Annotated in this window: 24 protein-coding genes; 7 read left to right on the forward strand and 17 right to left on the reverse strand. The window is 46.2% G+C overall.

The features are described from left to right. Window positions 1-362 precede the first annotated feature (362 nt). Both LL912_RS12310 and LL912_RS12315 read left to right on the forward strand, forming a co-directional pair. On the forward strand, window positions 363-1,310 hold the full coding sequence (locus tag LL912_RS12310; protein WP_235553869.1) for a helix-turn-helix domain-containing protein: 948 nt from the start codon (window positions 363-365) through the stop codon (window positions 1,308-1,310). Window positions 1,311-1,757: 447 nt separating this feature from the next. Beyond that, on the forward strand, window positions 1,758-2,102 hold the full coding sequence (locus LL912_RS12315; RefSeq protein ID WP_235553870.1) for a hypothetical protein: 345 nt from the start codon (window positions 1,758-1,760) through the stop codon (window positions 2,100-2,102). A 104-nt stretch (window positions 2,103-2,206) separates the two neighbouring features. Here the strand turns inward: LL912_RS12315 and LL912_RS12320 are convergent, their stop codons facing one another. The 4 genes from LL912_RS12320 to LL912_RS12335 form a co-directional block, all read right to left on the reverse strand. Next, on the reverse strand, window positions 2,207-2,851 hold the full coding sequence (locus tag LL912_RS12320; RefSeq protein WP_235553871.1) for a hypothetical protein: 645 nt from the start codon (window positions 2,849-2,851) through the stop codon (window positions 2,207-2,209). A gap of 72 nt (window positions 2,852-2,923) precedes the next feature. Then, window positions 2,924-4,291, reverse strand: coding sequence for a RagB/SusD family nutrient uptake outer membrane protein (locus LL912_RS12325; protein WP_235553872.1), 1,368 nt, complete (start codon window positions 4,289-4,291; stop codon window positions 2,924-2,926). A gap of 4 nt (window positions 4,292-4,295) precedes the next feature. Next, complete coding sequence (locus LL912_RS12330; RefSeq protein WP_235553873.1) at window positions 4,296-7,364, reverse strand: SusC/RagA family TonB-linked outer membrane protein; 3,069 nt, start codon at window positions 7,362-7,364, stop codon at window positions 4,296-4,298. Window positions 7,365-7,381: 17 nt separating this feature from the next. After that, window positions 7,382-8,692 carry a TlpA family protein disulfide reductase gene (locus tag LL912_RS12335; protein WP_235553874.1) on the reverse strand — a complete coding sequence of 437 codons (1,311 nt, stop codon included), beginning with the start codon at window positions 8,690-8,692 and terminating at the stop codon, window positions 7,382-7,384. A 560-nt stretch (window positions 8,693-9,252) separates the two neighbouring features. On the opposite strand from LL912_RS12335, the gene LL912_RS12340 reads away from it, so the two are divergent. Together LL912_RS12340 and LL912_RS12345 are read left to right on the forward strand one after the other, a co-directional pair. Further along, window positions 9,253-9,771 carry a helix-turn-helix transcriptional regulator gene (locus LL912_RS12340; protein ID WP_235553875.1) on the forward strand — a complete coding sequence of 173 codons (519 nt, stop codon included), beginning with the start codon at window positions 9,253-9,255 and terminating at the stop codon, window positions 9,769-9,771. A gap of 11 nt (window positions 9,772-9,782) precedes the next feature. After that, entirely contained in the window at window positions 9,783-10,253 is a 471-nt protein-coding gene (locus LL912_RS12345) for a hypothetical protein (protein WP_235553876.1), read from the forward strand. A 5-nt stretch (window positions 10,254-10,258) separates the two neighbouring features. Here the strand turns inward: LL912_RS12345 and LL912_RS12350 are convergent, their stop codons facing one another. Then, window positions 10,259-11,053 (reverse strand): hypothetical protein, encoded by a 795-nt coding sequence (locus LL912_RS12350; RefSeq protein WP_235553877.1) that lies wholly within the window; start codon window positions 11,051-11,053, stop codon window positions 10,259-10,261. Window positions 11,054-11,560: 507 nt separating this feature from the next. Between LL912_RS12350 and LL912_RS12355 the strand changes: the two genes are divergently transcribed. Continuing rightward, window positions 11,561-12,841 carry an ATP-binding protein gene (locus LL912_RS12355; RefSeq protein WP_235553878.1) on the forward strand — a complete coding sequence of 427 codons (1,281 nt, stop codon included), beginning with the start codon at window positions 11,561-11,563 and terminating at the stop codon, window positions 12,839-12,841. Continuing rightward, complete coding sequence (locus LL912_RS12360; RefSeq protein WP_235553879.1) at window positions 12,841-13,338, forward strand: hypothetical protein; 498 nt, start codon at window positions 12,841-12,843, stop codon at window positions 13,336-13,338. The genes LL912_RS12355 and LL912_RS12360 overlap by 1 nt, the downstream gene beginning before the upstream one ends. 176 nt (window positions 13,339-13,514) lie before the next feature. Here LL912_RS12360 and LL912_RS12365 read toward each other — a convergent pair whose 3' ends face one another. Continuing rightward, window positions 13,515-13,937, reverse strand: coding sequence for a hypothetical protein (locus LL912_RS12365; protein ID WP_235553880.1), 423 nt, complete (start codon window positions 13,935-13,937; stop codon window positions 13,515-13,517). Window positions 13,938-13,975: 38 nt separating this feature from the next. Further along, window positions 13,976-15,787, reverse strand: coding sequence for a M43 family zinc metalloprotease (locus LL912_RS12370; RefSeq protein WP_235553881.1), 1,812 nt, complete (start codon window positions 15,785-15,787; stop codon window positions 13,976-13,978). A gap of 1,202 nt (window positions 15,788-16,989) precedes the next feature. Between LL912_RS12370 and LL912_RS12375 the strand changes: the two genes are divergently transcribed. After that, on the forward strand, window positions 16,990-17,223 hold the full coding sequence (locus LL912_RS12375; RefSeq protein WP_235553882.1) for a hypothetical protein: 234 nt from the start codon (window positions 16,990-16,992) through the stop codon (window positions 17,221-17,223). A gap of 197 nt (window positions 17,224-17,420) precedes the next feature. Here LL912_RS12375 and LL912_RS12380 read toward each other — a convergent pair whose 3' ends face one another. From LL912_RS12380 to LL912_RS12425, 10 genes are all read right to left on the reverse strand, one after another. Further along, window positions 17,421-18,083, reverse strand: a complete 663-nt coding sequence (locus tag LL912_RS12380) for an SMI1/KNR4 family protein (protein ID WP_235553883.1) — start codon at window positions 18,081-18,083, stop codon at window positions 17,421-17,423. A 648-nt stretch (window positions 18,084-18,731) separates the two neighbouring features. Then, window positions 18,732-20,534, reverse strand: coding sequence for a ParB/RepB/Spo0J family partition protein (locus tag LL912_RS12385; protein WP_235553884.1), 1,803 nt, complete (start codon window positions 20,532-20,534; stop codon window positions 18,732-18,734). A 30-nt stretch (window positions 20,535-20,564) separates the two neighbouring features. Further along, window positions 20,565-20,939, reverse strand: coding sequence for a hypothetical protein (locus LL912_RS12390; RefSeq protein WP_235553885.1), 375 nt, complete (start codon window positions 20,937-20,939; stop codon window positions 20,565-20,567). 29 nt (window positions 20,940-20,968) lie between these two features. Further along, a complete protein-coding gene (locus LL912_RS12395) occupies window positions 20,969-21,343 on the reverse strand; it encodes a hypothetical protein (RefSeq protein WP_235553886.1) in 375 nt (124 codons plus the stop codon). A gap of 61 nt (window positions 21,344-21,404) precedes the next feature. Then, window positions 21,405-21,605: a hypothetical protein gene (locus LL912_RS12400; RefSeq protein WP_235553887.1), complete on the reverse strand. Its 201-nt coding sequence runs from the start codon at window positions 21,603-21,605 to the stop codon at window positions 21,405-21,407. Between the two features lie 32 nt (window positions 21,606-21,637). Then, window positions 21,638-22,132 (reverse strand): DUF6908 domain-containing protein, encoded by a 495-nt coding sequence (locus tag LL912_RS12405; protein ID WP_235553888.1) that lies wholly within the window; start codon window positions 22,130-22,132, stop codon window positions 21,638-21,640. Window positions 22,133-22,213: 81 nt separating this feature from the next. Further along, complete coding sequence (locus LL912_RS12410) at window positions 22,214-22,699, reverse strand: DUF6908 domain-containing protein (RefSeq protein ID WP_406603611.1); 486 nt, start codon at window positions 22,697-22,699, stop codon at window positions 22,214-22,216. A 102-nt stretch (window positions 22,700-22,801) separates the two neighbouring features. Further along, complete coding sequence (locus LL912_RS12415) at window positions 22,802-23,599, reverse strand: DUF3560 domain-containing protein (protein ID WP_235553890.1); 798 nt, start codon at window positions 23,597-23,599, stop codon at window positions 22,802-22,804. A 32-nt stretch (window positions 23,600-23,631) separates the two neighbouring features. After that, window positions 23,632-24,054, reverse strand: coding sequence for a hypothetical protein (locus LL912_RS12420; RefSeq protein ID WP_235553891.1), 423 nt, complete (start codon window positions 24,052-24,054; stop codon window positions 23,632-23,634). Window positions 24,055-24,074: 20 nt separating this feature from the next. Continuing rightward, the gene (locus LL912_RS12425) at window positions 24,075-24,392 is read right to left on the reverse strand and encodes a J domain-containing protein (RefSeq protein WP_235553892.1); all 318 of its coding nucleotides are present in this window, start codon (window positions 24,390-24,392) and stop codon (window positions 24,075-24,077) included. Between the last annotated feature and the right edge of the window lie 198 nt (window positions 24,393-24,590).

A 24,590-nucleotide genomic window follows, 5' to 3' on the forward strand; every position in this document is an offset into this window, starting at 1 on the left:
TGCGGACAATCTGATCATTTTCGCTATTGGCTACAATTTGATCGGAGAGAGAAACATCATTATTACGTCTATCTCCTCCGATTGTGTATCCTCTTAGAATTACCAACCTGGCACAAAAACGCATCCCCATATCGGCAAAGTTTAGTAGCTTAGCATAAAGAGCAATGCCAATGCTGTATTGATATGCGATGACCTGAAAGCAATGCGAGAAAGCTTACCCGCTGCTTCTGATACCATTTGCATCATCCGTGATCATAGCTGCATTACCGCTCAATGCCAGGCCCCTTGGGGCTGCCCTCGTACATTCCCTTCCGTAATGCATTGAACCTAACTGTGTGCCAATGCATAATAAAAACATAGCCATGAAAGTCCCCTACTCCTACAGTCCTCATCCTCCTACGACTTCTGTTTCCGAAACAACAGACCGGCTACCTTACTGGAGCAGGGTGACCATCCCATCTGCTCAAACTGTTCGGCATATTAAAGCCCCTCACGCAGAGATCGTTGTCCAGCAGCTGATCCGAAAACCCTTTGTTGTTGAGTCCGTGGAGCTGAATGCGCGTAAAAATTTCGATTTTGCCATAGAGGTTAAAGAAAAAATATTCATGCTGTACTTCCTGCTGGAGGGCAACGCCGCCTTTAAGAGCGAACAGGGTCGACACATCGCCAAAGCTCAGGGTAACCAGTTCTTTTTTACGCAAAACCAGCCCGGCAATTACTTTGCAGGTCATCAGCCGGGTCGCCATACTTCATTGATGATCACCATATCCAAAAGCTGGATCAAAAAGGCGGGAACCGCATTTTCCAACCTTTCAACAGAAATAGCCCGCTTTCTTGCCAGCAAGCGCTTTTCTATGACGATGCCTGCTATGCGCATGGATAAGCGTATTCATATCCTTATACGTGAACTGTATACAAGGACTACAAATAACTTGCCCGCACTTGACGGCCTTTTACGCTTGTATGTTGCGCAGGTACTGGAGCGTTATAATATGTTGCTGGAAGAGCGGCGCGGAATGCTGGCCTTTAAGGTCAGGGAATATCTTGATCAAAACTATACAAACCCGGATATAGGCCTGTCATTTTTAGCGAAACATTTTGACGTCTCAGAAAGAACACTCTGGAATCAGTTCCGCCAGGTATTCCATACCACTATCCACGCCTACTACACGGAATTACGTTTGCTTCTGGCTGACAGGCTGCTGGCTGAAGGCAAAGCGCCAAAGGATATTTATAACCTGGTGGGCTACCATACTGAACGGGCGTTCCGCTATGCTTTGCTCCGGCACCAGCAAACAAACAAGGGTTAAGAGTACTTTGTAAGATGTTGTAACCACTATTCTCGGGCCTTTCTATGGATTGAAAAATATGGAAAGAATTATCGAGAAAATTCTCTAAAATTTTCCATCTTTTCCTTGGGGATACCCTTGCCTGAATGCGATCTTTATACCGGCGGATATACAGCCATTGCGATAAAACCTCGGGAACAACGCCGGCAAAGCTGCAGGTATTTTCGCAACCAACCAGGCCCTCCAGACTGTTTACGGCTCCTGGTGCTATAAGACATAAGAATTTCTGCAAAGCCAGCCTCAAAGCCAATGGCGATCGGGGACTACCCAAAAGGGTAAATAGAAAAGACTTGTCTGCAGCCAGGGTAAACAATTTTCATCGCCTGAAATAATAGCCGTGTTATTTGCCATTACTCTTAACAATCAAAGTTTTTAAGGGAATCTTTTTACTGCAAAAAAGACCAAAAAATGAATCTGAAAAATTTCCTCAAAAAAAACGTGTTACCGATCGCTGCTGTTGTGATTGCAATTGTCGTGATGTCATTCAAGCTGGCGGGCAGTTCCAGTGAAAATACGAAGCTGGTAGATTACAAATGGTTCATGATCAGTGCAGGCTACGACCTTTCCGACCCTGTACTTCGGACCGATGCGGTTTATATAAGCACCGGCCCCACTCCTCCTGCAGGCACAGGCTGTGGCACCACCGGGATACACCAATGTGTATCTGGTTTTAATGTAAGCCAGGTCAATGCGTCTAACCAGCTGAAGGATGACAACCAGGTACCAGCACAAACACCAAGAAAGCGGACCTAGCAGGTCTTTCACCGAATGCAATAAAAGGGGCGCCTGCCCCTTTTATTTTGATTTATGCTACAACTAGCAGATGACCTAAAACACTATCAATGCCGGAAAAGCGCTCACCCGTTCTGCTGAACAGTTTTGAAAAATTTTGCTTTTACTCTTGATGAAGCACTGACAAAGAACCCCAGCTTATCAAGGGTCGCTCTGTTTACTGCGTCCATGCTGTGCACCTGTACGTCGTTAATGTAAAAACGGGTTGTTCCGCCAGCCTGCTCTATCCGCAGTTTATTATAATCATTCAACAGGATATTGTTGTCCCGAACCCAGTCGTTAAAATAAACCCATTCCCCCCTCGACCTGTTGTACTCGCCAAGCCGCCAATACCCGTCAAATGTCACCATAAATACGTAATAATCTGATTGGGCGCTCCAAACGAGTCCGCCAATTCCGTTTTCGGGTATGGTGCTAAGGTTATCAATTTTCACAATGGCTTCGACAGTCATTTTTGAAGTGGGGCCGGAAAAAAAGTTATCGGCCATACTGTATAACACGCCGCCGTTACTCCCTTCCATCCAATACTGACCGTTCTGATAAAACGCCTTGCTGCCGTTTGCAATCGTGCCGGTCTGCCATTTACCATCGTCATTACTGAAACTGGTCTGGTAAAGGACAGTTTCTTTTGGCGTTGTCGTTTCGTCTTTCTTACAGGAGCATAAAAAAGTAAAAAAGAAGGCCAGTGTTACAAGGGTTATCTGTTTCATTGCATAATGAATTTAGCTTCAAAGCTCAGGAGTGCCCGTCATGCGAACAATACTCCTTTGGGAGTATTTTTGTCAATATCCCGGGTTCTGCACCAGGTTCGGATCAGCGGTAAGCTCCAGCTGTGGTATGGGAAATAACTTTGCTGTTCCTGCCCAGCCTGGCTTCAAACCGGACAGCACCGCATCCGCCTTGCCTGTACGCTTCAGGTCAAACCAGCGGTTGCCCCATTCGCAAAACAGCTCCGATCGCCGCTCACGCGCAATTGCATCCAGTACCATGCTTTTATCCCCGACGGGCATATCGCCAAGTCCTGCTCGCTGTCTTACAAGATTCACATCGGCCGTTGCAGCAGCCAGATCACCCAGCTGCACCGCCGCCTCTGCCCTTACCAAGTACTGTTCGGCAAGCCGGAGCACCGTGTACTGCTCCGGTGTCCCTATTCCTGATTCTGCGTTCTTATACTTATATGGATAGGGATACGCAATACCATCAATTATATTAACGCTGATCCACTGCTCTTTGCGGTTGTCTCCGGGCTCAAAGACATTAAAGAGCGTATCTGTGATGATATACGGCGGAACGATATCCGGTGCCCCAGGTAAGAAGCTGTAGCCCTCCCAGGTCTCCCGGCCGGGCACAACAGGAACGAGCGCCCAGATCGTTTCCTGGCTACCGGTTGTAAATACACCTGCGGGATTGGCTTCCAGCTGAAACAGTCCGCTTGTTATTACTTCATCCGCCATTTGTCTCGCCTGATCATATTGCTGTTGATATAGAAGCACCTTTGCCAGCAGCGCGGTAGCGGCATAATACGATACCATGCCCGGTTGCAGCGCATCTTTTTCCAGGTACTGCCGGGCGAACCGAAGATCTTGTTCTACCTGCGCATACACAAGCGCAGGCTCGGTTCTTACCGCAGCTTTGTTGGTACTGTAGTCTGTGGTGGTCAGTAAGGGCACTGCGCCGTAAAGATTGACCAGGTTGAAATAAAAAAAGGCGCGTAGGGTCTTTGCTTCCGCGACCAGGCTGTTCATCGCATGCCCTGATATGCCGGTGCTGCCTTCTATTCCCTCGATACAGGCATTGGCTTTATAGATCAGCTCATAGGCCTGGAACCATAGCGCATAATTGTTTTCATTCAACGGGTCGATATGGTTGTCGAAGAACTCATAAGCTGGCGGATTATCCGGCGTTACCTTGAGCTCATCGGCCGATAACCCGGCATGCAGCGTAATACCACCACTGCCAAAACCCAGCGTTGCCTCCATCATGCCGATATAAATACCGGTAAGGGCATGCCTCGCGTTTACACTATCGCTGAACACCGTTTCCGTGGTCAGCTCGTTTCCGGGGGGATCTACTGCTACAAATTTCTTGCAGGAGGCCGTTGCCAATAGGAAAAGGCCTGTTATTGTTGTTATTCTGATATAGTTTTTCATCGTGCTAAAATTTAAGTTGCAAACCACCGGTAAAGGATTTTAGCGGCGGTACGCCGTAAAAGCTTTGCGTTTCGGGATCATTGCCTTTATACCCGGTAATCGTAAACAGGTTTTGGGCGGTGATAAAAAGGCGTAGCGTGCTCATTTTGGGTTTCCTTATTTTGGTGACGGGCAGGTCATAGGACAGGGCGATCGTTCTTACTTTTAGAAAGGAAGCATCGCTGTATACCGCGTCCGACTCCACAAAATACCGGGCTGTCCTGCCTGCTTCGCTACCGGCGCTGCTGCTGTATTTCTGGAAGGCGGCCGCGTCGCCTTCCTTTTGCCAGCGATCCAGCAGGGCAGCAGGAAAATTAAATTTCTGACCTGGCGCACGAGTGTAAGCCTGTCCCAGGTAATTGATGCCCATTTGCTTTCTGAACTCGAGGAATATATCCAGCTGCAGCCTGCCATAGGTAATGCTGTTCATCAGCCCACCGTAAAACTTAGGATCGCGGCTGCCGATATAAGACCGGTCATTGAAATCTCCGTTGCCAGCATCTTCCGGTTTGCTGGTCAGCGTTCCGTCCTTTTTATAGAATTGAAATAAACCGGTGGCCGGGTCAACACCAGCATAACGGTACTTATACAGTGCACCTAATGGCATGCCTTCCTGGTAGGTGGTTGCATAGGCTGACTCTTCCAGCCCGGGGAAGGAAAGCAGCTTGTTCTTTGGTAGGGTGATATTAAAGGAAGCATTCCAGCTGAACTTTTCCCGCTTAATTACCGTGCCTTGCAGCATCAGCTCCAGGCCGGTATTCTCTACCAACGCATTCCAGTTTTGTAGTACGGTACTAAAACCGGTGATGGCCGGCAGCGAGTAATTCACCAATTGGTTGCCGGAACGGTTGCGGTACCAGGCAGCAGTAAAGAGTACCCGGTCTCCTGCAAAGCCCAGCTCTAAACCGATCTCCAGTTTTTTGGTGCTGGCCCAGCTAAAACCGGGGTTATACAAGTTGAGGGGATAGTAGCCGCTCTCCCCGTTATAGCTGTATTGAGAAGGCTGCCAGCGGGAAAGGAAATTATAATCACCGATAGCGTCCGAACCGGCTACGCCATAGCTGGCCCTGATCTTACCGTAGCTCAGAAAGCTAAGATTGTCTTTTACAAACTGCTCCTCTCGGAAGAGCCAACCCGCCCCCACAGAACCAAAATTGCCAAATTGTTTGCCTGGCCCAAACCGGCTGCTGCCATCCCGCCGAAAGTTCAGGCTGAGCAGGTATTTATCGCTATAGTTGAGCTTCAGTCTGCCGAACAGGGCAGCATAGCGGTATTCAGAAAACTGGTCAGAAGCGCTCTTTTCTGCTGCGCCGGAAATGGACTTGATCAGCTCATCGCTTACAAAGCCTGAACCATACATTTCCGTGCTCTTGTGCTGATTCTGCTGGAAGGTACTGCCAAGCATGATGCTGCCGCTTAAGCGGCCAAAGCCTCTTTTGTATTCCGCCTGCGGCTCTATGATCCAGGTAGTATAACTATTGGTACCGAACTGCGCTGTAGCGATCGGCGCATCGTCAGGGTTTTGCGAGGCTAGCGGGTAAGCGGAGTACTCATTGCTGCCAAGGGTGCTGATACCGAAGCTGGACTTCAGGTAGAGGCCGGTTACCGGCTGGTAGCTCAACAGGACATTGCTGTTGAGCATATTGCTTTTGGTCTCGTATTTTCTCTTCAGGTAAGCATAGGGGTTAAAGGCGGTGCCGCCGCCATCAAGCGAAACGCCTTTGTAACGCCATAACAGGCTACCGTCCGGGTTTACCGGCTCCGGGAAATTAGGCGGCAGGGTTGCCGTCAGCAGCAGATCGGTAGCAGAAGAGGTATTGTTGCTGCCATAGCTGTAATTAGCAGACAGGTCGAACGAAAATTTCCGGTCATTGGTATTATGATGCAGCCCCAGGAGTGCGCCCAGGTGTTGGTCTAAAAAGTCACCGGGAAAAGTAAACTGGTTATTGCTATAGCTGGCCCCAAAACGGAACTGGGTATTTTTGTTGCCGCCGCTTAGTGAAGTATTGACATTTGTATTCCAGGCTGCCTGCGAAAAACGGTCCTTCCAGTTAATATTCCTCTTTGAATCGAATATAAGCAGATCAGGCGCATAGGCTTTTGCTGCGGGATCAACAGAGGGGGTTAAACCATCATTCTTAAACGCTTCCCTCCTTGCTGCAAGATATTGTTGCGTGCTGGCCATCGGCATTCCTTTTGGTACAAAAGAAATACCCGTGCGTACGCTTACATCCAGCGTTGTTTTACCCTCTTTGCCTTTCTTGGTCGTGATCAGGATCACCCCATTGCCACCTTTGGAGCCATAGATAGCTGTTGCGTCCGCATCCCGCAGGATCTCTATGCTTTCAATATCAGCGGGGGCGATGCTGGCAAAGGGACTGAGACCGCCGTAGGGATTAGCGACATCCCGGCCAGCGCCCGGCGCGATCACGGAGGAGAATTGGTTGATATTGGCGTTTTGCGGCGCAAAGGGCACGCCGTCAACAATAAAAAGCGGGTTATCGATCCCTTGCACAGCGCCCAGGTTTGTCGTGATCGTGTTCTGCCCCCTAACCTGTACCGTATAACCGCCGCCGGGTACGCCGCTGGTGGCGTTGATCACCAGGCCCGGCGACCTGCCCTGCAGAGCGGTCAGCGGATTAGAGACGGCTTGCTTTTCTATGTCCTCAGCTTTGATCTTGGTTACGGAACCTAAATTATAGCGCTGGGTGTTTGTTCCATAGGCCACTACCTGCACTTCGTCCAGCGCGGAGGCTTTGCGGTGCAGCGTGATCGTTACGTCTTTGCTCCCCCCTGATGCTATTTCCTGTTCCTCCATTGCTACAGCGGTAACGATCAGCACAGTGCCGCTATCGGCGTCGTCCACAGTAAACCGTCCGAACTCATCGGTAAGGGTCTGCATACCGTTGTGTTTTACAGTGATCGTAACAGCAGGCAGCGGCTGCCGTTCTTCGTCCTGAACGGTGCCGGTCAACGTTTGTGCGTAACCGGTAAAGGAAGCAATAAGGCCCCCCAATAATAAAAAGTACTTCATATCCTGGTATTTTAATGTTAGTGTTTATCAGCAATCGTTACCACATCAATTGCTTTGTTTTCTTTCACCAGCTTAAAGCCCTGGGCAGAAAGGTTTTCCTGTAGCGCCTTTATATCGCGCAGGTTGGCGGGCAGCGTCAGCGTTACCGGTTCGGTTATGCCGGTCTCGTCAATAAATGGCTCGTTATTGGCCTCTTCCAGGTGCTTCAGCAGGTTGCGCAACTGGTCGTTATTGAAGTAAACCGGCACGTCCAGGTGTTCATACATATTGGTCCAGCGCGATTGGCCTTTTGCTGCGCTGATCGCTTTTTGCGGGCTTACCGCCTTCAGCACCCAGCAGGGCACGGTCTGTTGTGAGCGGGTTACCGTCAATGAAAAGTATCGTTCCAGGTCCTTTTGCATCAGCTGCCGCGCCTGCTCGTAAGGCATGGGGGGTATTTCCATCTCGTAGGTATAATATATATCGTCCTCTCTGCCTGTTTCCGCGAACAATGCGGTATCCGACTGCTTCAACACTGTCCTGGCCCGGCTGATCCTCAAAAATTCGGGATAGGCAAAGCGAAAGAGCTGCATCATGGTCACATTCACATAGGTGAGCTTGGTTATAAGCCCCTGTTCATTTGCAGAAGGGCCACCACTGTTGTGAACACCGGGCAGGTAGCGGGTAAGAATGGAGCTATACACACAGGCCGGCCTCGGGCCGCCATTGCCCTCTTTAAAGAGTGGTTGGCCGGGATCATAAGCAAAAACGGGTTGTTGTACTATCGCCTTGCCGCTGCTGCCAATGAACTTTTCGATCCCGGTGGCGGCTATATCTTCCGCTGTCGCTACCTGTATCACCCGGCCATTTTTCAGGAGCGCATAATGCGGTAATGCATCGTGTGGAAACAAACCGGAAAGCAGGGTATCGCTCACCACGGACATAAACCGGTAGGCATCGCTGCGTTTTTTTAGAAAATGCTCCACTTTTGCCGGATCGTCTTTCGTTGTCGTGCTATTGACGAGCAGGACGGTAACGCTGTCCCGCCTGCCTATTTGCATTTTATACAGCACCGGCATTTTTTGCGTACAGGTAGTACACCAGGTAGCCCAGAAGTCCAGCAGGATCAGCTTGTCTTTATAATCGGCAAGCCTTACCGTGGTTTTGCCTTCAGGATGGTTGGCAACCTCAAGCGGCGCCGTCCATACTGCGGGGGGAATCCCGTCACCGCCCTTTAGCTGCGCAGGTAGGGATTTGGGCAAACTAAAAAAGGGAATACTTGCTGCGACCAGTAAGCGCATGAGGTTTGGCTTCGGGCATGGACTGCCCGTTACGTGGTAAACGTTCATTTTTGGAAGGTTTAGAAAAATCAAAAAATCGAAGCCGGCCGGCTGCTCCGGGGCCGGCCATAAGCTACCGGAGGCCCCGGCAATTGCACTACTGTTTTAGTATTATTGTAAAAAAGCCGACCGCTTTACCACCTGCGTTTTGCGGGGTACAGAAAAAGCCACTATCTTAGCTTTGCGATTTTCCAAGACATAGCACTATCCTCTCCCTTCGTCATAGGCATATTGTACGGAGGGGCAAAGGGTCGGCTACAGGCAAAGCTTCCGGGCAAACGAGCGTAAAACGCTCTGCCTGGCGGCTACCAGCCTGTTTAATTTTTATACGCTACATAAGCGGGTAAAAATGTTCTTAAAATAATGGTACTGTTTAACCTGGGGATCTTACCGGCGTTGGTCCGCCTTTAATTAAGTACGACCCCGAACCGGGCTTGTTTTCAAAATTGGTCGTTTTGTTTACCAGGCCGCTATGAAATGTCACCGAAAGGCATTCCATATTAAAAAGCAAATATAAAAATAATAGTCGAACCGTCCAAATATCACGGAGCGATTTTAAATATTTCAAGTTGATTTCAGAAAACCAACGATTCAGAAACATTATCCGGAAATACCGTGAGCATTTCAACTTGACCCAGAACGACATGGCTAAACTTATGGGCATTAAGGAAAGCGCTTACAGGATGATGGAGAATGGGCGGGGCAATATAGACATGGATAAAATTCAACTGATCGCAAGGGTTTATGGCTTAAAGACGTGGGAATTGATAAATCCCGCTCAAAGGATACCGGGGCAAGAACAGCTGCCGCCTCAAACACGGAAACTTGTCGTTGCCAACAAAGATATCATCAGGGTACCTAGGGACATGGGATTGCAGCTACCTGAAAAAATAAACTCCGTATTAGATTCCGGTAAACTGCCGGAGGAATTTACATCGTCGGATATCTGGTCGCTGCTCGCTGAAAACACAAGAAAGAAAGTAAAAACAACGCGGATAACGGATCTGCTAACTAAGGGTACTCTAAAGGCTAAGGTCGAAGAAACAGATTCAAAAAGAAGCCGGGAAAAACTTTACCGACTGAAGTAAAAGATAAGCATATGGATAACCAAACTTTACAAGAGGTAGTTACTGAAGTACTAAGGATTGTACCGCAAAGGCCATTCCTTTGCCTTCCTATGTCTGCCATGCTTTACACTGTTTTGAAAGATCGTTCTCTTGCAGAAGCATCACTGGTAACCGGAGATTTATACTATAAGGGGAATCCCATTTTTAAGCAGGATTTTTCTATAAAGGATGCCAAAGACGGCATTCCTGAAACTTGGGGCGGCCACAGCTGGGTAAAAGCCGATGGCCTGATTGTGGACATATCATTTTTTCGGACCCTATACTCCGATAAATTTACAAAGCCATTTAAGCTAAATTTAATTGCTGAATTTGGTCAAGGAAGAGGATGCTTGATAGTAGACGAACAGCACCTACCCGGCTATATTTTGCAATACCGACAGGTTGAAGTTTTGGACGACGACCTGGCAACGGGCATTATTAAGGGTTACAAACAGCTTTTGTAGCAAGGCTAAACTGTTTGCTCTTCTTTTATGTATTCTATAAAGCCCTTGCCAAATTCTGTTATTGCCATTTCCTCAAACGGTCTCATGCCAATGCCTCCAATACCGGAATCGACCAGTAGTCCCCTGGAATACAAGACCTGCTTACTGTATAGGAATTCTCCTTCGGTAAAATTATAAAATGCCTGATGCCTGTATATATCAAGCGCCTGTTTCATCTGCTCGAATTGGCTCACCTTTTTTTGAAGGGCGGTAACTTCCGAAATAAGAGTAGAAACGTTGTTTGCGTAGCCGTTTTCTGCCGATTCTTGTTCCTTCCGCAATGCCTCCTCTTTAGCACCCAAAAGTCTGTTGTCTTCAAAATACCGTTCCTTCCGCTTCAGATAGTCACCGTCAAAAACAGTATGTTGCTTCAAGACAGCAATGTCATTGTCAGATAGTGCGGTAACCAGGTCAAGATATATTTCGGCATCGCCGCCATTATTTTTTGGTTGCACTATTTGGCTGGTAAGTATAGCCCTAAACTTTTTGTATTTACTTTCGGATTTTGTTTGGGTAACTCTTTTTAGAACGGATTCGAACAGATCGCAAAAGTCTTCCGTTTTCAGCAATTCCAGGTCAATATCTCTATTGTCCCGGAAAAACTCCGCCAGTAACTCGGTAAAGCGATTAAGCCGGTTCTGCTTAATCCTGCTGCGGTAATCGAATGTAATTTCTGTAAGTACTGCGCCCGCGTAGGGGATGGCAGCAAAGATTGATTTTGCTATTGATACGCCAATTTCTTTCTTTTCTTCTTCTGTCATGTTTCAGTAATAATCGGGAAGTGTTTTTCGTGTAGCCGCCCCCAAGCGATTATTTTAAAATTGCGACAATGAGGGATATTATGCTTATTACAACGCCGACCCAGGCAGCAATTCTGGTGCTTTTGGTTTCCCTGGCGGCTCTATCGGCGGCCTCAATGTCCGCAACCTGCTTTGAATAATTTAACGACCTTAGAGACATACTTATTTGTTTACAGGAAGATACTAAATAATTGCTGTTTTTTTACTTGCGGCTGGAAGAAACCCCGCTTAAAACAGGCCGAAAAACGTTACCGGCCGATGTAAACTATCTACCTCTCAAAAAGTAATTTACACCCTCAAAGAGCATCTCTAACCTGAAAACGCTAATAAACTGGCACTAAACAGGCTGATAAAGCATCCCCGTATTAAAGGAATACATAAATTTGTTACCTTAAAAGGCATGTCCGGCATTTTTTTCGCGCTGCCGGCTTCCACACCCCGGAATATACGGGAAACAGGAAAAAATATATGAGTAGGATACAAATCTTAAACTTTGGACCAATTAAAGATGGCAACCATGCAAACGAGGGTTGGATAGACCTTGCAAAGGTGACCATTTTTATAGGCAACCAGGGATCGGGCAAAAGCACTGTAGCTAAGCTGATATCTACCTTTAGCTGGATGGAGAAAGCGCTCATTCGCGGCGATTTTTCCCAGAAAGAGCTGGAGCGTAAAAATAAACTCAAAAGCAAGTTTCTGGTGTACCACCGTTTAGAGGAATATCTTAAAGATAATACCAGCATCAGCTACGAAGGGGATGCTTACTGCATTAATTATAGCAGAGGCTTTTTACAAATTTCTGAAAATACGGCATCAAACGGCCGGTATGCGCTGCCGCAGATCATGTACGTACCGGCGGAACGCAATTTTCTTTCTTACCTGAAAAAGGCAAGGGAAATAAAGTTGTCCTCTGCTGCTTTGCAGGAATTTCTTGTGGAGTTTGATAACGCCAAGAACAACATGAAGGGGGCTTTAAAGCTACCGCTGAATAATAATACCCAGCTGGAATACCATAAGCTGACGGATACACTTTATATAAAAGGAGACGATTACCGGATAAAACTGGGAGATGCATCCAGCGGATACCAGTCGCTTGTACCGCTCAATATTGTGTCGGACTACCTGGCTAACAGAGTAAAACGGACTGCATCTGAAAAAGACGAGCCTATGACTCTGGATGAAATGAACCGTTTTAGAAAAAGCATCGGACAAATAATTGCCAACAACAGCCTTACAGAGGAGCAGCGCCGAATTGCCATATCGGAACTGTCTAATAAATTTAATAAGACAGCTTTTATTAATATAGTGGAAGAACCGGAGCAGAACCTCTTCCCTACATCGCAACAGGGCACCTTGTATGCGCTGCTTTCTGCAAACAATCTGAGCGGGGCAAATAAGTTGGTAATCACTACACATAGCCCATATACCATCAACTACCTAAGCATTGCCATTCAAGCGGGGCAACTGACGGAAAAGATCGAGCAGGCCTACAATGATCAATCCCATACAATCACTTTAAGCGATGCCCCAAGAAATCAATTACAAAGCCGGGTAAATGCTATTGTGCCCAAATCTGCGATGTTGCGGGCTACGGATCTGCACGTGTATGAGCTGAATGAGACTGACGGAACAATCAGCAGACTTGGCGACTACGATGGTATTCCATCTGATGAAAATTATCTTAACCGCAGCCTACGCGCTGGGAACGAACTTTTTGACAAACTACTGGAAATAGAGGAGGAATTGTAATGCCCGATTTTTTCACCAACAACTGCCAGGAAGCTCCTCGTAGCGAGCCTACCTTTGGCCTATGTGATGATAGTAATAATGCACCAGCTTACACAAACATAGCCGATCCAGAAACCTGGATAGCCACGGTTAATAATAAGTCTGGCCTGCCCGTAATTTTTACAGCAATAGACAAATGTATTATACAAGATCATGAATTTGAAGGGCGCGGCCGCTGCGATGGCATGCTTACTACCACGCAGCACCTATACCTGGTAGAACTAAAGGACAGGGACTACCCGGGCGTAATTCCGGCTGCGGTGCAACAATTAGTTTCTACCGTGGAATTTCTATATGAATACCACCCTAAAGAAGTAAGCGCTTACAGGCATAAAAAAATATTTGCCTGCAATAAACGGAAACCAAAGTCGGTAGAAGTAGATAGCGCCCGACAAAAACAGTTCTTTGATACATACAGGTTCCGGATTGATATACAAGCTACAGTTCTGATGCTGTGATAAAATATAGAAACTGGCATGCTCATCATTTAGTCGCTGCCTATTTGCCCCCAGCCTAATTAAACACGAATAGTTTTCCTCATGTCAGAGCAAAAAAATAAGCCCCTGCACGGGGGCTTATTTTTACATCCGATATTCTGTACATTGATTGAAAAACTTCTTCTCCCTTCCAGGAGTTATTTTAACCTTCTGAAGGTGCGGGAACATCCCTCATCACAATCGAAATTATTTAAAACAAGAGTGTTGTCATTATTCTCCAAACGGGCATTGGCAGCTCCTTTAATGCTGTACCATACAGTAGGAGCATTACTCACGCAGTTTGTAAAAGAAACTACCAGGTTTTTGCTTTTGGGATCTTCATTTCCCTTTTCATCAAAGGTAAAAGTTCCTGAACAGGAAAAATCGCTTGCAGTTACTGCGCCCGTCGAGTCAAAACTTACATAATAATTTTCCTTTTCTGCATCATTCTTACCCTGTAGAACCAATTTCCATTTCCCAACAATTCCGTTGCCCTTTCCATCGGCAAATTCAGAAAGTTTATGCTGTTTACTGCAGGAAAGTAAGATTACTGTAAAAAGGAAAAGTAAATGTATTTTCATGACAATCACGCTTGTATGTTTAAGGTATTATAAATCAATTATTTAACATTTAGGGCTTGTTCATAAATGTTACCGTCTTGTAAAAGTACTATTTTATAATTGCCAGACGTCAGGCCCCTTAAAAAAGTACGGGGGGTTGTGGCCTTTTCATTGTGAAAAATACGGTTTCCGGCGCTGTTATAGATAGAAAGATCAAAATCATTGGTCATTTTTGCATGCCTGTTTTTATTACCCGCCAAAATAGATCTTAAGTTATTATAGTCGGAAGAAAAGCCAATATTATGGCCTTTGGCCTTTGAATCGTAGGTTACATCCAACGCCATAAAAGATGTACAGGATTGCTTAATGAAATAGGCATGTCCGGGACTCCATGAATTCCAGTTGCCGCATTTATCCTTGGCTCTGCATACGATCTCGATAACGTATTGAGACGAGTTACTATGTAACCAGAGATATATGGAATTTCCAAGTACTGTAGAGTTCGTTTTTGTATAGCTGGTAATCATAGTGGCTGGGCTCGTCGAATAATCGTATATTTTCCAATCAACCTCCGCTGCATCCGGATGGGTGTTAATGTCCTGCCACGGACCTGTAGTTGTATAACCAGCAGCAAAATTCCTTTCGGTATTCCAGGTTAAACAAGAGGATGATGCTGGATTTAGCGCGATACTGGGTGCGTTGGGCGTTGGTAAATACACGGCTTTCCAAACACTTATGCTTTGGCCGCTAGTTGTAATTCTTGCCCATAAAAGAACTGATCCGTATTCTCCGTCCACCTGTGTTACTGTTATAGTATTGGAAGTTTGATTACTAAATGTTACAGCACCCGGTCTGCTTGCACTCCAAACAACAGTTGCACCGGAGGGTACGCTGCTTAAAGTATATACTGTCGGCTTACAAGCATCGCTAGGACCAGTTATTTCTGGAACATCACAAGTGGACTTTTTAATAGGTTGCAAAACTGAGGCGGCATCTAATGCGGCATGCATCCGGCTTTCCTGACCATTTGTAAATGCAGTCCTGCATGCCTGAGTCGAATAAGACATGAAGTTATTTGTCAAAGGTGAAAAACCCGTACCCGTAAAAGTACAAGCACTGTTAACCTGCCCGCTTAAACAAGGGTCGGCGGGAGTATCGCATACAAAATCACCACATGTCGTGCAATTACTTCCGTCAGTTGCCTCCTGGCAGGCTCCTGTGTCTGCACATCCCCGCCCTCTATGTGTATGAAAGAGATTCAGGCAATGCCCTACCTCATGCATTGTGGTAGCCTGAAGCGCAACAGATTGATCTATTGCAGCATTTTTTGAAGGGATATCCTCAGCCAGTCCGGCATATGCACCATCAACATCAGAGATACTTGACACCAAGTATAAATTCAAGGCGTTTGCGTTATTATTTATCCCTATAAGACCTGGAAATTCATTCGTTGCGGTGTTTACATCCAAACTATAATATGTTGAGTTGTCTATATAATCTACGCTGGCTTTATAAAAATATATTCTTCGATAATTATAAGCATCATTTAAATTTTGGATTATGTCATCGGCGAATGCGCCATTAAAACCGCCGGTTCCATTTGTTTCGCGTACAATATGGATGGAAACATTAATGCAGTAAGCAGGAACTGTCAGCAGACTACGTCGATTTGGAGCGAGCTTTTCAAAATCCTGATTTTCGAGAGAGTCGGGCGTACGACATTCAAGCAACCCAGTTTGATTCATCAGTTTCTTTTTTGAGGCCTTTGATTCAGTGTCAGCCGGATTGATGCGGCTATCTTTTTGCTTATTACAACTCTGAAAAATAGATAAGCAGAGCAGGCTGAAAAGTGCAATCATTTTTAGTTTCATAAATATTAATTTTAATGTGAATTAAGAGGACATACGGGTTACCTTATCGCAAGACCTACCAGGTTGGGATATCAATATGAGGACTAGCTAGAATGTTTCTGAAGGGAGCAATTACAATAGCACGTTTATTATCAGCAGCACATTGCAATCAGATTTGTTAGTTTAGCATCAATATCATTAAATTGGCATTTTTGGTAAAATAATTCAATAATTAGCAGCTCATTAAACCAAATTTATATTTAATATTTAAATAAAAAAAATATTACTTGTCATGATTTTTCGTGACAAGTAAAAATTTGAGTTACGAAAAAAAAGCATTTAATTGCGAAGCATCTAGACGTCGCTAAAATGGTAAAAATCCATTGAACTTGTTTCACTAAAATATTAATTTCTCTGTGTTTCTAATTTAAATTAGAAGCGGCCCATCCTTTCTAGGCTGGGCATTTTAATGCCATAATGAGCAACGGACCGCATTCGCCATTAGTGTAACGAAAAAGCCAGGTCCGGCGCTTCTTTTCTAACACATTAAAGAGTTTGCCATTGAAGAGGTAAATACCGGCCATTGGTGATTCACACTGATATTGTCACCTTTTGTACAATTATTTAATGTCCGAGGTGTCTAACTTTGAACTGCTATTTATTCACTGTTGAAAAGATAGATGCCGCTTATACAACCGGTTCTTTTATTTAAGAAGGAAAGCTGTAACGTTTGGTTACGGCTTTTTCTTTTTTCAGAACTGATTTATACTAATATTGTTACCTTTTGCGTAACTATTCAACGTCTACCCGGCTTAACTTTGAATAATCCTTACGCATGACATGGTTTGTTAAGCTAGGGTCTTTGTTTAAAGGTATAATTTTGGCGCTGTCATCCGGAAATGACCGACTGTATAAGAATAACAAGGGAAAATGAGCGGAGGAATAAGATGTTCAATCTTCGACCAAATTGCTGGAATTCAGGATTTTCTAATTTTCATTTTGCAAATACTGCCTACGCCGGCTTACCTAACACTATGTTTTGAACAAGAATTGTCATGATTTTTGAAACCAATATAATGTTTTATATAAGAGGCAAATAGTTTTTAGGTTGTACATTTACTGTATACGTTTTTAAAGTATAGACATACATTTTAGTCAAACTTCGCAACGGTACCGCAACTGGCCAGCTGCGGTTTTTACAATTCACAACAAACAAAATTATTATGAGAACAATACTTATTGTTGCTATTGCCATTTCAGTTGCTGTATCCTGTACCGATGATCCCAAAGTGCAGATCACCGGCGCTTACGCCAGGGAATTTACCTTTAAACAAAATGTGCTTTCTACGGGTGAAGAACTGGGAACGGCAACAATCAGGGACACTATTTTTATAAGAGCTAAGGAACAAGGGTATGAAATTTCCAACCATAAATGGCGCAAAAACGACTATGACTAGGAGGGCTGGCAAAACCTTGAGCATGCCGAAAATCGTCCGCGCCATACCTACCAGGTCAGATTTGACAAAACAGATAATACATTGATCGCTGAAGGTGGCCTGTATAAGCCGCTCCTGCTCGATTTCAGAAACAAACAGCTGTACCTGAGCGACAACAAAGAAGATGCGTACAAGAAAGTAGCAGAGTAGTAACCGCTTTATTTTGGTGTACGCCTGGCGTACTTCTCTTTGGCTTCGACAAGCGCGGAATCGAGCCATAGCTCATACCAATCCAGAAAATTAATTTTTTCTTCATTGCCAAATTCGGTTGACGGATAAATACCTGCGTCATTTCCCCGGTCGTCGGTCCACATGTTACCGTATTCCGGCCCGTTCACCACCAGGTTCAGGCTAATACCGCAGCCGTAATTGCAGATTGCCAATACGCCGTTCATCTGTTCGCTGGAATAATATGCCTTGTAAAAGGCTTCGTGTTCTGTTTCAAATCGCAACTCGCTTTCCTCTTCCTGTACAGTAGGCGTAAAGCTCCTATTCCAGGGTTGGGTATGGGCAAACGGTACGGATGGGTCGAGCAGGCTGTCTGCCCTTTTGTAGTCAAGATCACTAAACAAAACATTTTCCAAAGGCTCCAACCCGTAAAACGGCCCCGCGCCCCCATTTCCCAATGTTGTATAAAAATCAGAAAAGCCTTCCGGCAGCTTAATGCTATGTGCCGCTTCAAATTGCGCCAGCACTTCAGCTGGCAGGGGATCATTCAACCGGTACTTATGCTTTTTAGCGCCGAAAAGGACCAGGTCGGGATCTGCATCCCTAAGCAACTGTAATTTCTGGCTGATTCGCTCTATTTCTTGTTTCATCATTCAAAAGGTTATTGGCGGCATTGCCTTACCAAATATAGCAACCTATTTCACTAAGAGATTCATAAAAAAGAAGCGTGCTAAGCATCCCGGTGCAGTAGTTGGGGGGGGTATTGGAGATATGGGGAAAGACATGATTGCGTGTTAGGAAGAAAAAAAGAAATAATATTCCCCCGGCCCCACCTCCGGGCCCGCCGCAGCGAAGTCCCAGCTATAAGGAAGTGATCATTGTAAAAGTGCGTCGTTATCAAGCAAGAAACAACAGGCTGCAACTTAAATGTCATTATCAACGCTCAAAAGAACCCGAAAACAATTTACGTAACGGCAAAATCTGCAACCTGTTTGAAAAAATGGGCTGGGGATGGTGAGCGAGCTTCCCATTTTTTCAAAGGGGTTGCACCGCTTTTTGCAAAAAGATTGCTCCGACCGCAGGGAGGAGGGATCTTTTTGCCCTGCTACATATCTGACAGGTACCGAATTCCCGGACCAATACTAACAAAGGCAACAGGGCTGCATTGTGCAAACACCCTGCTGCCCTATTACAATCCTTACCTGTACTTGGCCAGGTTCTCCATATCAACACGGACCTCCTTAGCCTCGTTGTCGTACCTGCTATAACAAAGGGATCTTACTGCCCTCCCAGGAAACACATCAGGCCGCCTTTCTCTGCAACCTTTTAATTTGTATCTTCAACTCTTTGATCCGCAGCTTCACATTACCCTGCCGTTTGGTGGCTTCCGCTTTTTGCTGCTCCTCAATCTCTGCCACATTTATACCAGCTTCGTCCGCCATCCTGTAGAGACAGTAGGCGTCCATAAAACGTGACGTTTTGCTATCGCTGTTTCCCGTAATTATTGTCCGGACAAGAAAAGCAACCTGCTCATCTGTGAGGGCAGCCAGCTGATCAAAGAAATCAGCATTATTCTTTATGCCCTTCGGAAACAATACCTTTTTCGTAGCCTCGCGGTTGGTGTAATTAAGCGCGAGATAAAGCACGTAGCGCAACCCAACTGTGTCCGCAGCTGTGAGACCAGCGGTCAATGTGCCTTCGCTTATGCCCGCAGTAAAGGTTTCGTGAACTTTCGCCTGCACTCTTTCCCGGTCAATCTCCTTCTTGCGATCCTCACGGGTTTTGATCCGCTCGATCTCTCCGTTCAGCAACTCTTCGGTGATCGTTCCTTCTTTTATGGCCTCCTGTACCTGCTTTGCTGTAACCTGGGTGGCTTCACGGTGGCATTCTTCCCTGAGTTCAGGATTGAAATAAACGGGGGCTATTTCGTTGTTCTGAATCAATAGCGCTTTGGCTGTTGCTTCCAGCTTAACAAATTCCCGGTAAGCGGCAAGGTCTTCCCGGTACTCCTGTAGCGCCGCACTATACCTTTCGCGGGACAGCACCTGCCGGTCTCCTTCCTCGTAGGTATAACGCTCCCGGTTTGGCTTTTCTGGTTCTTTGGCGATTTTTACATCCCCTTTGTGGTACCGTGGTAGCTCCACCGCTTCCGGCAGCGAATCCAATAACACGGTCAAATCAGCATTCACATAGTTGCCCAGGAGGATCGCCGCAGGCTGCGCGCTTTCCAGCGCCGACCGTAAGTCACTTTCAGCACTCGCCATCCGTTTCGCCTCAAAGCAGGATGTATTGCTGCAAACGGCCTCTTTTGCCATATCGGGAAAGAGGGTCTTTAGGGTAGCCGAATTAAACGGGCACCCGGTGCAGGAACCCACATCCGGCACCAGCTTTTTATCGCGGGTATTGAACGGCGCCTTTTTCAGGTCATACCTGTAGTGGCCGATGATGTACCGGAAGTTGCCGATGGAAAAATGCTTTTCCTCTTTCCAGTTGGCACAATGCTGTTCGAAAAAATGCTCCTGCGAATCCCTGGCAAGACTGCCTAACTCGATGGCTTCCTGTAAGGTGATCTTGTCTTCAACAAACAGCTCCTTCAGCGGGTCGATCAGTTCTGCCAGCTTTATCCGGTTATGAATAAAGGCCATCGACTTACCCAGCTTCTTTGAAATTTCTGCCAATGTCTTACCATCGTCCTGCAATTCAAAGATTGCTTCGGCTTCATTCAAGGGGTGCGGATTTTCCCTTTGCAGATTTTCCTGCAATCGGATTTCTTTGGCTACTTCGTCCGTAAGTGGGCGCACTCTTGCCGGCATCGTCTTAAGTCCGATACGCAATGCGGCCCGATACCGACGCTCGCCTACGATCAGCTCATACTTTTTTCCTCTCTGCCGGACGATGATCGGATGCAGTATCTTTTCCTCCGACTCCGCAATCTGCTCTGCCAGTTCTTCAATCGCTTTTTCGCTGTAAAACTTGCGGTAGTTTTTTGGCGAGATCATAATTTTTGAAACAGGTATGTTGTAGACCTGTTCTTCTGCGGACGCTGGCTGCAATCCGCTTAAGTCAAGGGATTGCTGTTCTTCAACATTTACTGTTGTTTCCATAATTAAACAATTTATTAAGTGATAAAAAAATTACCCGAAAAGGAGATGGATCATCGTGGCGAACTTCGGATTCGAATACCCGCCTGAATGGGCATAGAGCCGGAGGCAGTGGGCCGTAAACCATACCCGGAGCCGGTCGAACAGCTGCTCCGAAAACAGCTTGGCAGAACCAGCTATCAATCCATCGAAATGCCGGAGATTTTCCCAGACTTTGTCTGCCTTGTTGAGCCAGGAATCAAAACTTAGATAAGGATCGTCCCAGGAGGCACGGTTCATCCGTACGTCTTCCCTGATCGTCCTGCATCGGTCAGTAATAAAAGCTACCAGGCCCGGTATCTCCGCGGGGAACAGCTCGAACAGCAGCTTTGCGCGCTGGATATCATCCAGCTGATCCAAAGGTTTCATAATATGAGTTTAAATAATGAATAGAAAGGTCATTCGAAAAGGATCCTTACCATCCAGGAGAACTTGTGATCGGGGTGTTTTCTATCTGTTACATAAGTAATGAGGCAATAGGTTGAAAAAACGGCTAACTGCCCGGCGAAGAGCAATTCCGCATAAAAGTAACCGACGGTCCCCGACCGAATCCCCACCCTGGTCGTCCTGTTCCGGATTGCTTTGGCAATGCCCAGCCATTTGTCAAAAGCGAGCTCCGCGTTATCCCAGGCCTTTCCTATTTGCTCCCGATCCTCCATAACCGTGATGGCCATATTGCGGACAAATTCCGCAACACCGGGAGTCTCATCCGGAAACAAGTCAAACAGCAGCGCGGCGCGCTCCACATTGTTCAACACTTTCAATGATTTCATAAAATGGCATTAAAAAAGGGCTGCAAGTGCAGCCCTTTGATTAACTAAAAGGATTGTCTACCTATCGGAAGTAGGCTCCGCTTTCTCTTAACGGGTCGGTTCCCTCGCTAAGCCGCACTTCCGCTTTATACAGCCTGGCTAAACGTTCGGCGAAGTGGATGGCAGCCACGCGATCAGTAAACTTTCGTCTATAAACCGGAACCCGTTCCCATGCCTCGCGATGATCCAGCGGATTGATCTGGAAATTGAATTGTATTTTCATAACTAAATACTATGAATTGAAAATATCTGTGTTTAGAAAGCTGTACACTCCTCGCAGCCGGTATCGTCCTCATCTAATTGCACAGGAGTATCCTGGGCGATGCGGTCAAGGTAACCATGCCGCACAATATTCTGCATCCAGCTTTCCGCAAAATCGACATGCCGGTTTTGCAGCTGTTCATCAAACGAAACAAACTCGTCATCGTTCATAACGCAATTGGCCTCATACCGACCATCATGCCGGAGCGAGACAGGAATTACTATCAGCTGATCCATACCTCCCGACTTCTGGCGGTTGTCCACGACAGCAAAGAACATTGAAGGGTCTTCGACCACATGACCATCCTGTATAAAATGGTGACAAAGATGATACACTTCAGCCGGGCCATAGAGCGGCAGCCTTGCGTCATAGATGTTATCCAGGGCCAAAGGCAAATGCGGCTTATTAAAAACCTGCAGGCAGCCCCGCGTCATGGCGTCCATCAATGTGCCGAAAACAGCAGCGGCTTTTTCATTCAACTGTTTCATACTATTAATACGCAGCTAACCGGCTACGCGCGGTTTTAACAAATAAAACATTAAAGAATACGGAGCTTAAAAGAATCGAGCCTAATCATCTTCCTTATCATCGTCATGCGGGGCGTCGGTATTGCCTCTTGCCAATTGAGCAAGAAAGCCCTGTTGCCGGATATTCTCCAACCAATCATTAGCAAACTCTGTATGTTCCCTCTGCAAGGACACATTCCATGAAACGAACCGATCGCCTTCCTGCCTGATGCTCATCTCGTCGATGCCCATATCAGCCAACCGGTACATATACGGTACTATTATGGCCGATGAATAGTCCTTCTTGTCCCTGCGATCATCTATTACCGCAAAGCACATTTCGGGACATTGGACCAGGTCGCCCTCCTGCAACCGATAATGGCAGAAGCTGTAAAGAACAGCCAGTCTATAAGGGTCCAGCTTCGCCTCGCCGATATGTTCTATCGTCAAAGACAAATACGGAGGATTGAAAATCTTTTGATAGCCATCTTCCACGCTATCAATCAGGGCACAGAATGTCCGTGTGCCAGATGCATCTAATCTGTACATAGCTATATTTGCCCGGCTAACCAGCCGTGCATGGTTTTAACAATATATAATAAAAGGGAAAGATCGGCCTGAAAGGGCCGTTACAGGAGAAAAAGATAAAAGCTACTTTTCTTCGGCCCACATTTTCTTTAAATCTGCAAGGGCGTATTTCGCGGCTCGGATACCGTTTGCGTTCAATTTACGTTGATGGGCATTTTCTGTGGGGCTATAGATAAACCGGGCGCGTTTTAGTATTATGCGAATTTTTTCATCCGGCTTAGCATCAAACTTAAACTGTATGCGTCCAGCTTCTTTATTCTCCCGGAGTACGCCACCTTCAAACTTCACTTCCTGCGCCGGTCGCTGCTCCAATAATTCCATTTGTCTGATACGTTGCTTTACGCTACGGATCTTCGCGCCGTTATTAGTCAGGCCATAATACGGATAACCTATACCCCTAACCCGATCGGGATTATTCAGCTCTTGCCATAGTTCCTCTGTTGCGTCGGGCAAATGCAGAAAAGCTTCTTTGTCCTTTTTTCGAATGCATCTGTTTGCTTCCTTCATGAACGACTGCTTTTGCTCCAGTTCAGCAAGCTTCTGCCGTAACTGCTCGAGTGCTGTAGGATCATCGCTGGATATGGAAGTATTGTTTTCTATGGCTTCTGCCTTCCGTTCATAATACTCCGCCTTCTTATCTGCCTCAACCGCTTTTCGCATTTTATCATCAATACGCTGCCGATACCTGCGATCCCGTTTTTCCGAATGGTGACCTACCAGGATCGGTTGTCCCATCGGAATAATCGAGGCCATGTCGTGCGCCTGATTATAGGCGCTGTCAGACAGCTTTCTATTCTTTGCCGCCTGTTTCTTTGCATTGTCGATGCGGTTTTGCTTCCGCTGCTCATAATTGTGTTTCATAATATAAAATTTAAGTTTAAAAAAGGCTTTGCTTATCGTGATATATCCAGCTCGTCCGTATTTTCAAAAATGTGCGCAAAAATCGTCTCTATCTCTGTAACGGTTAATGTTCGCGCATAATCCATTTCTAAGTACCTATCAGAAACAGCGACTGCCTCACCCTTAAAAGCCGTTGCGACAGGAATGCCTTGTACGCCTTCGTCAATCCAAAGGCTTATCCATAACCCGCTTCTGAATTGCTTACCTATAACAAGGATATCGTGGCTGGTCAGGCTCTCGCCTTCATACTTTTGAAAAATGTTTTCGTCCTCGAACCATATCCTTGCAAGACGATTATAAGACAAGCCAAGCTGATCCATCGTCTCGGAGGCAAACAGCATAGGCGCCATTGGCCCGGTAACACATTCGTCTTCATATTTGAGAAGGCTATGTACCTGAAATTGCAATGATTCCATAAAATCAATTTTTATTGTTATCAATGAGTAAGCAGACTATAGGCCGCAAGGATTTTTTTGCTCATCTCTTCGGCTTCTGCTATCCGGTGTTGGTTATGATCGGGATGCCATTCGGCGATCAACCCGCGGAATGCCTTTTTGACATCAGCCTGTGAAGCATTGGGGCTTACACCCAATATCTGGTATGGCGTCAACTCCTGTCCTTGCAGCACTTCTTCCGCTTCCTTCTTGCTGAATCGTTCCCGGAAAGCTTCCCGCCACTGCTTTGCATTGCCAAAACCGCCTGATGTATCATAGGTCTTATAACCGTCCAGTATGCCTTTCTTTGCTTTTGCCATTGTTAATTAGTTATTATATAAGGTTCAAATGGAGTTTCCTTTCCGGGAAGGCCCATTGCTGCCAAATGTTTACAGGTACGATGTATCTTCCAGCCGGGACAGGAACAACCCCAGTGCTTTTTGGCCTTGTGCTGCGCAATCGTGTACAGCCGGTTTGAAGATTCGCTCCTGACCTGAAACCGGAACTGCCACTGATCG

This window comes from Niabella agricola (assembly GCF_021538615.1).
GTDB lineage: Bacteria > Bacteroidota > Bacteroidia > Chitinophagales > Chitinophagaceae > Niabella > Niabella agricola.

Bases quoted from the DNA above. Each gene is read 5' to 3' on its own strand.
- LL912_RS12420 (WP_235553891.1), bottom strand. From the start codon at position 24,054: ATGGAATCATTGCAATTTCAGGTACATAGCCTTCTCAAATATGAAGAC.
- LL912_RS12355 (WP_235553878.1), top strand. From the start codon at position 11,561: ATGAGTAGGATACAAATCTTAAACTTTGGACCAATTAAAGATGGCAAC.
- LL912_RS12330 (WP_235553873.1), bottom strand. From the start codon at position 7,364: ATGAAGTACTTTTTATTATTGGGGGGCCTTATTGCTTCCTTTACCGGT.
- LL912_RS12335 (WP_235553874.1), bottom strand. From the start codon at position 8,692: ATGAACGTTTACCACGTAACGGGCAGTCCATGCCCGAAGCCAAACCTC.
- LL912_RS12425 (WP_235553892.1), bottom strand. From the start codon at position 24,392: ATGGCAAAAGCAAAGAAAGGCATACTGGACGGTTATAAGACCTATGAT.
- LL912_RS12320 (WP_235553871.1), bottom strand. From the start codon at position 2,851: ATGAAACAGATAACCCTTGTAACACTGGCCTTCTTTTTTACTTTTTTA.
- LL912_RS12390 (WP_235553885.1), bottom strand. From the start codon at position 20,939: ATGAAACCTTTGGATCAGCTGGATGATATCCAGCGCGCAAAGCTGCTG.
- LL912_RS12415 (WP_235553890.1), bottom strand. From the start codon at position 23,599: ATGAAACACAATTATGAGCAGCGGAAGCAAAACCGCATCGACAATGCA.
- LL912_RS12385 (WP_235553884.1), bottom strand. From the start codon at position 20,534: ATGGAAACAACAGTAAATGTTGAAGAACAGCAATCCCTTGACTTAAGC.
- LL912_RS12350 (WP_235553877.1), bottom strand. From the start codon at position 11,053: ATGACAGAAGAAGAAAAGAAAGAAATTGGCGTATCAATAGCAAAATCA.
- LL912_RS12375 (WP_235553882.1), top strand. From the start codon at position 16,990: ATGAGAACAATACTTATTGTTGCTATTGCCATTTCAGTTGCTGTATCC.
- LL912_RS12315 (WP_235553870.1), top strand. From the start codon at position 1,758: ATGAATCTGAAAAATTTCCTCAAAAAAAACGTGTTACCGATCGCTGCT.
- LL912_RS12395 (WP_235553886.1), bottom strand. From the start codon at position 21,343: ATGAAATCATTGAAAGTGTTGAACAATGTGGAGCGCGCCGCGCTGCTG.
- LL912_RS12365 (WP_235553880.1), bottom strand. From the start codon at position 13,937: ATGAAAATACATTTACTTTTCCTTTTTACAGTAATCTTACTTTCCTGC.
- LL912_RS12405 (WP_235553888.1), bottom strand. From the start codon at position 22,132: ATGAAACAGTTGAATGAAAAAGCCGCTGCTGTTTTCGGCACATTGATG.
- LL912_RS12400 (WP_235553887.1), bottom strand. From the start codon at position 21,605: ATGAAAATACAATTCAATTTCCAGATCAATCCGCTGGATCATCGCGAG.
- LL912_RS12410 (WP_406603611.1), bottom strand. From the start codon at position 22,699: ATGTACAGATTAGATGCATCTGGCACACGGACATTCTGTGCCCTGATT.
- LL912_RS12380 (WP_235553883.1), bottom strand. From the start codon at position 18,083: ATGATGAAACAAGAAATAGAGCGAATCAGCCAGAAATTACAGTTGCTT.
- LL912_RS12345 (WP_235553876.1), top strand. From the start codon at position 9,783: ATGGATAACCAAACTTTACAAGAGGTAGTTACTGAAGTACTAAGGATT.
- LL912_RS12370 (WP_235553881.1), bottom strand. From the start codon at position 15,787: ATGAAACTAAAAATGATTGCACTTTTCAGCCTGCTCTGCTTATCTATT.
- LL912_RS12325 (WP_235553872.1), bottom strand. From the start codon at position 4,291: ATGAAAAACTATATCAGAATAACAACAATAACAGGCCTTTTCCTATTG.
- LL912_RS12310 (WP_235553869.1), top strand. From the start codon at position 363: ATGAAAGTCCCCTACTCCTACAGTCCTCATCCTCCTACGACTTCTGTT.
- LL912_RS12360 (WP_235553879.1), top strand. From the start codon at position 12,841: ATGCCCGATTTTTTCACCAACAACTGCCAGGAAGCTCCTCGTAGCGAG.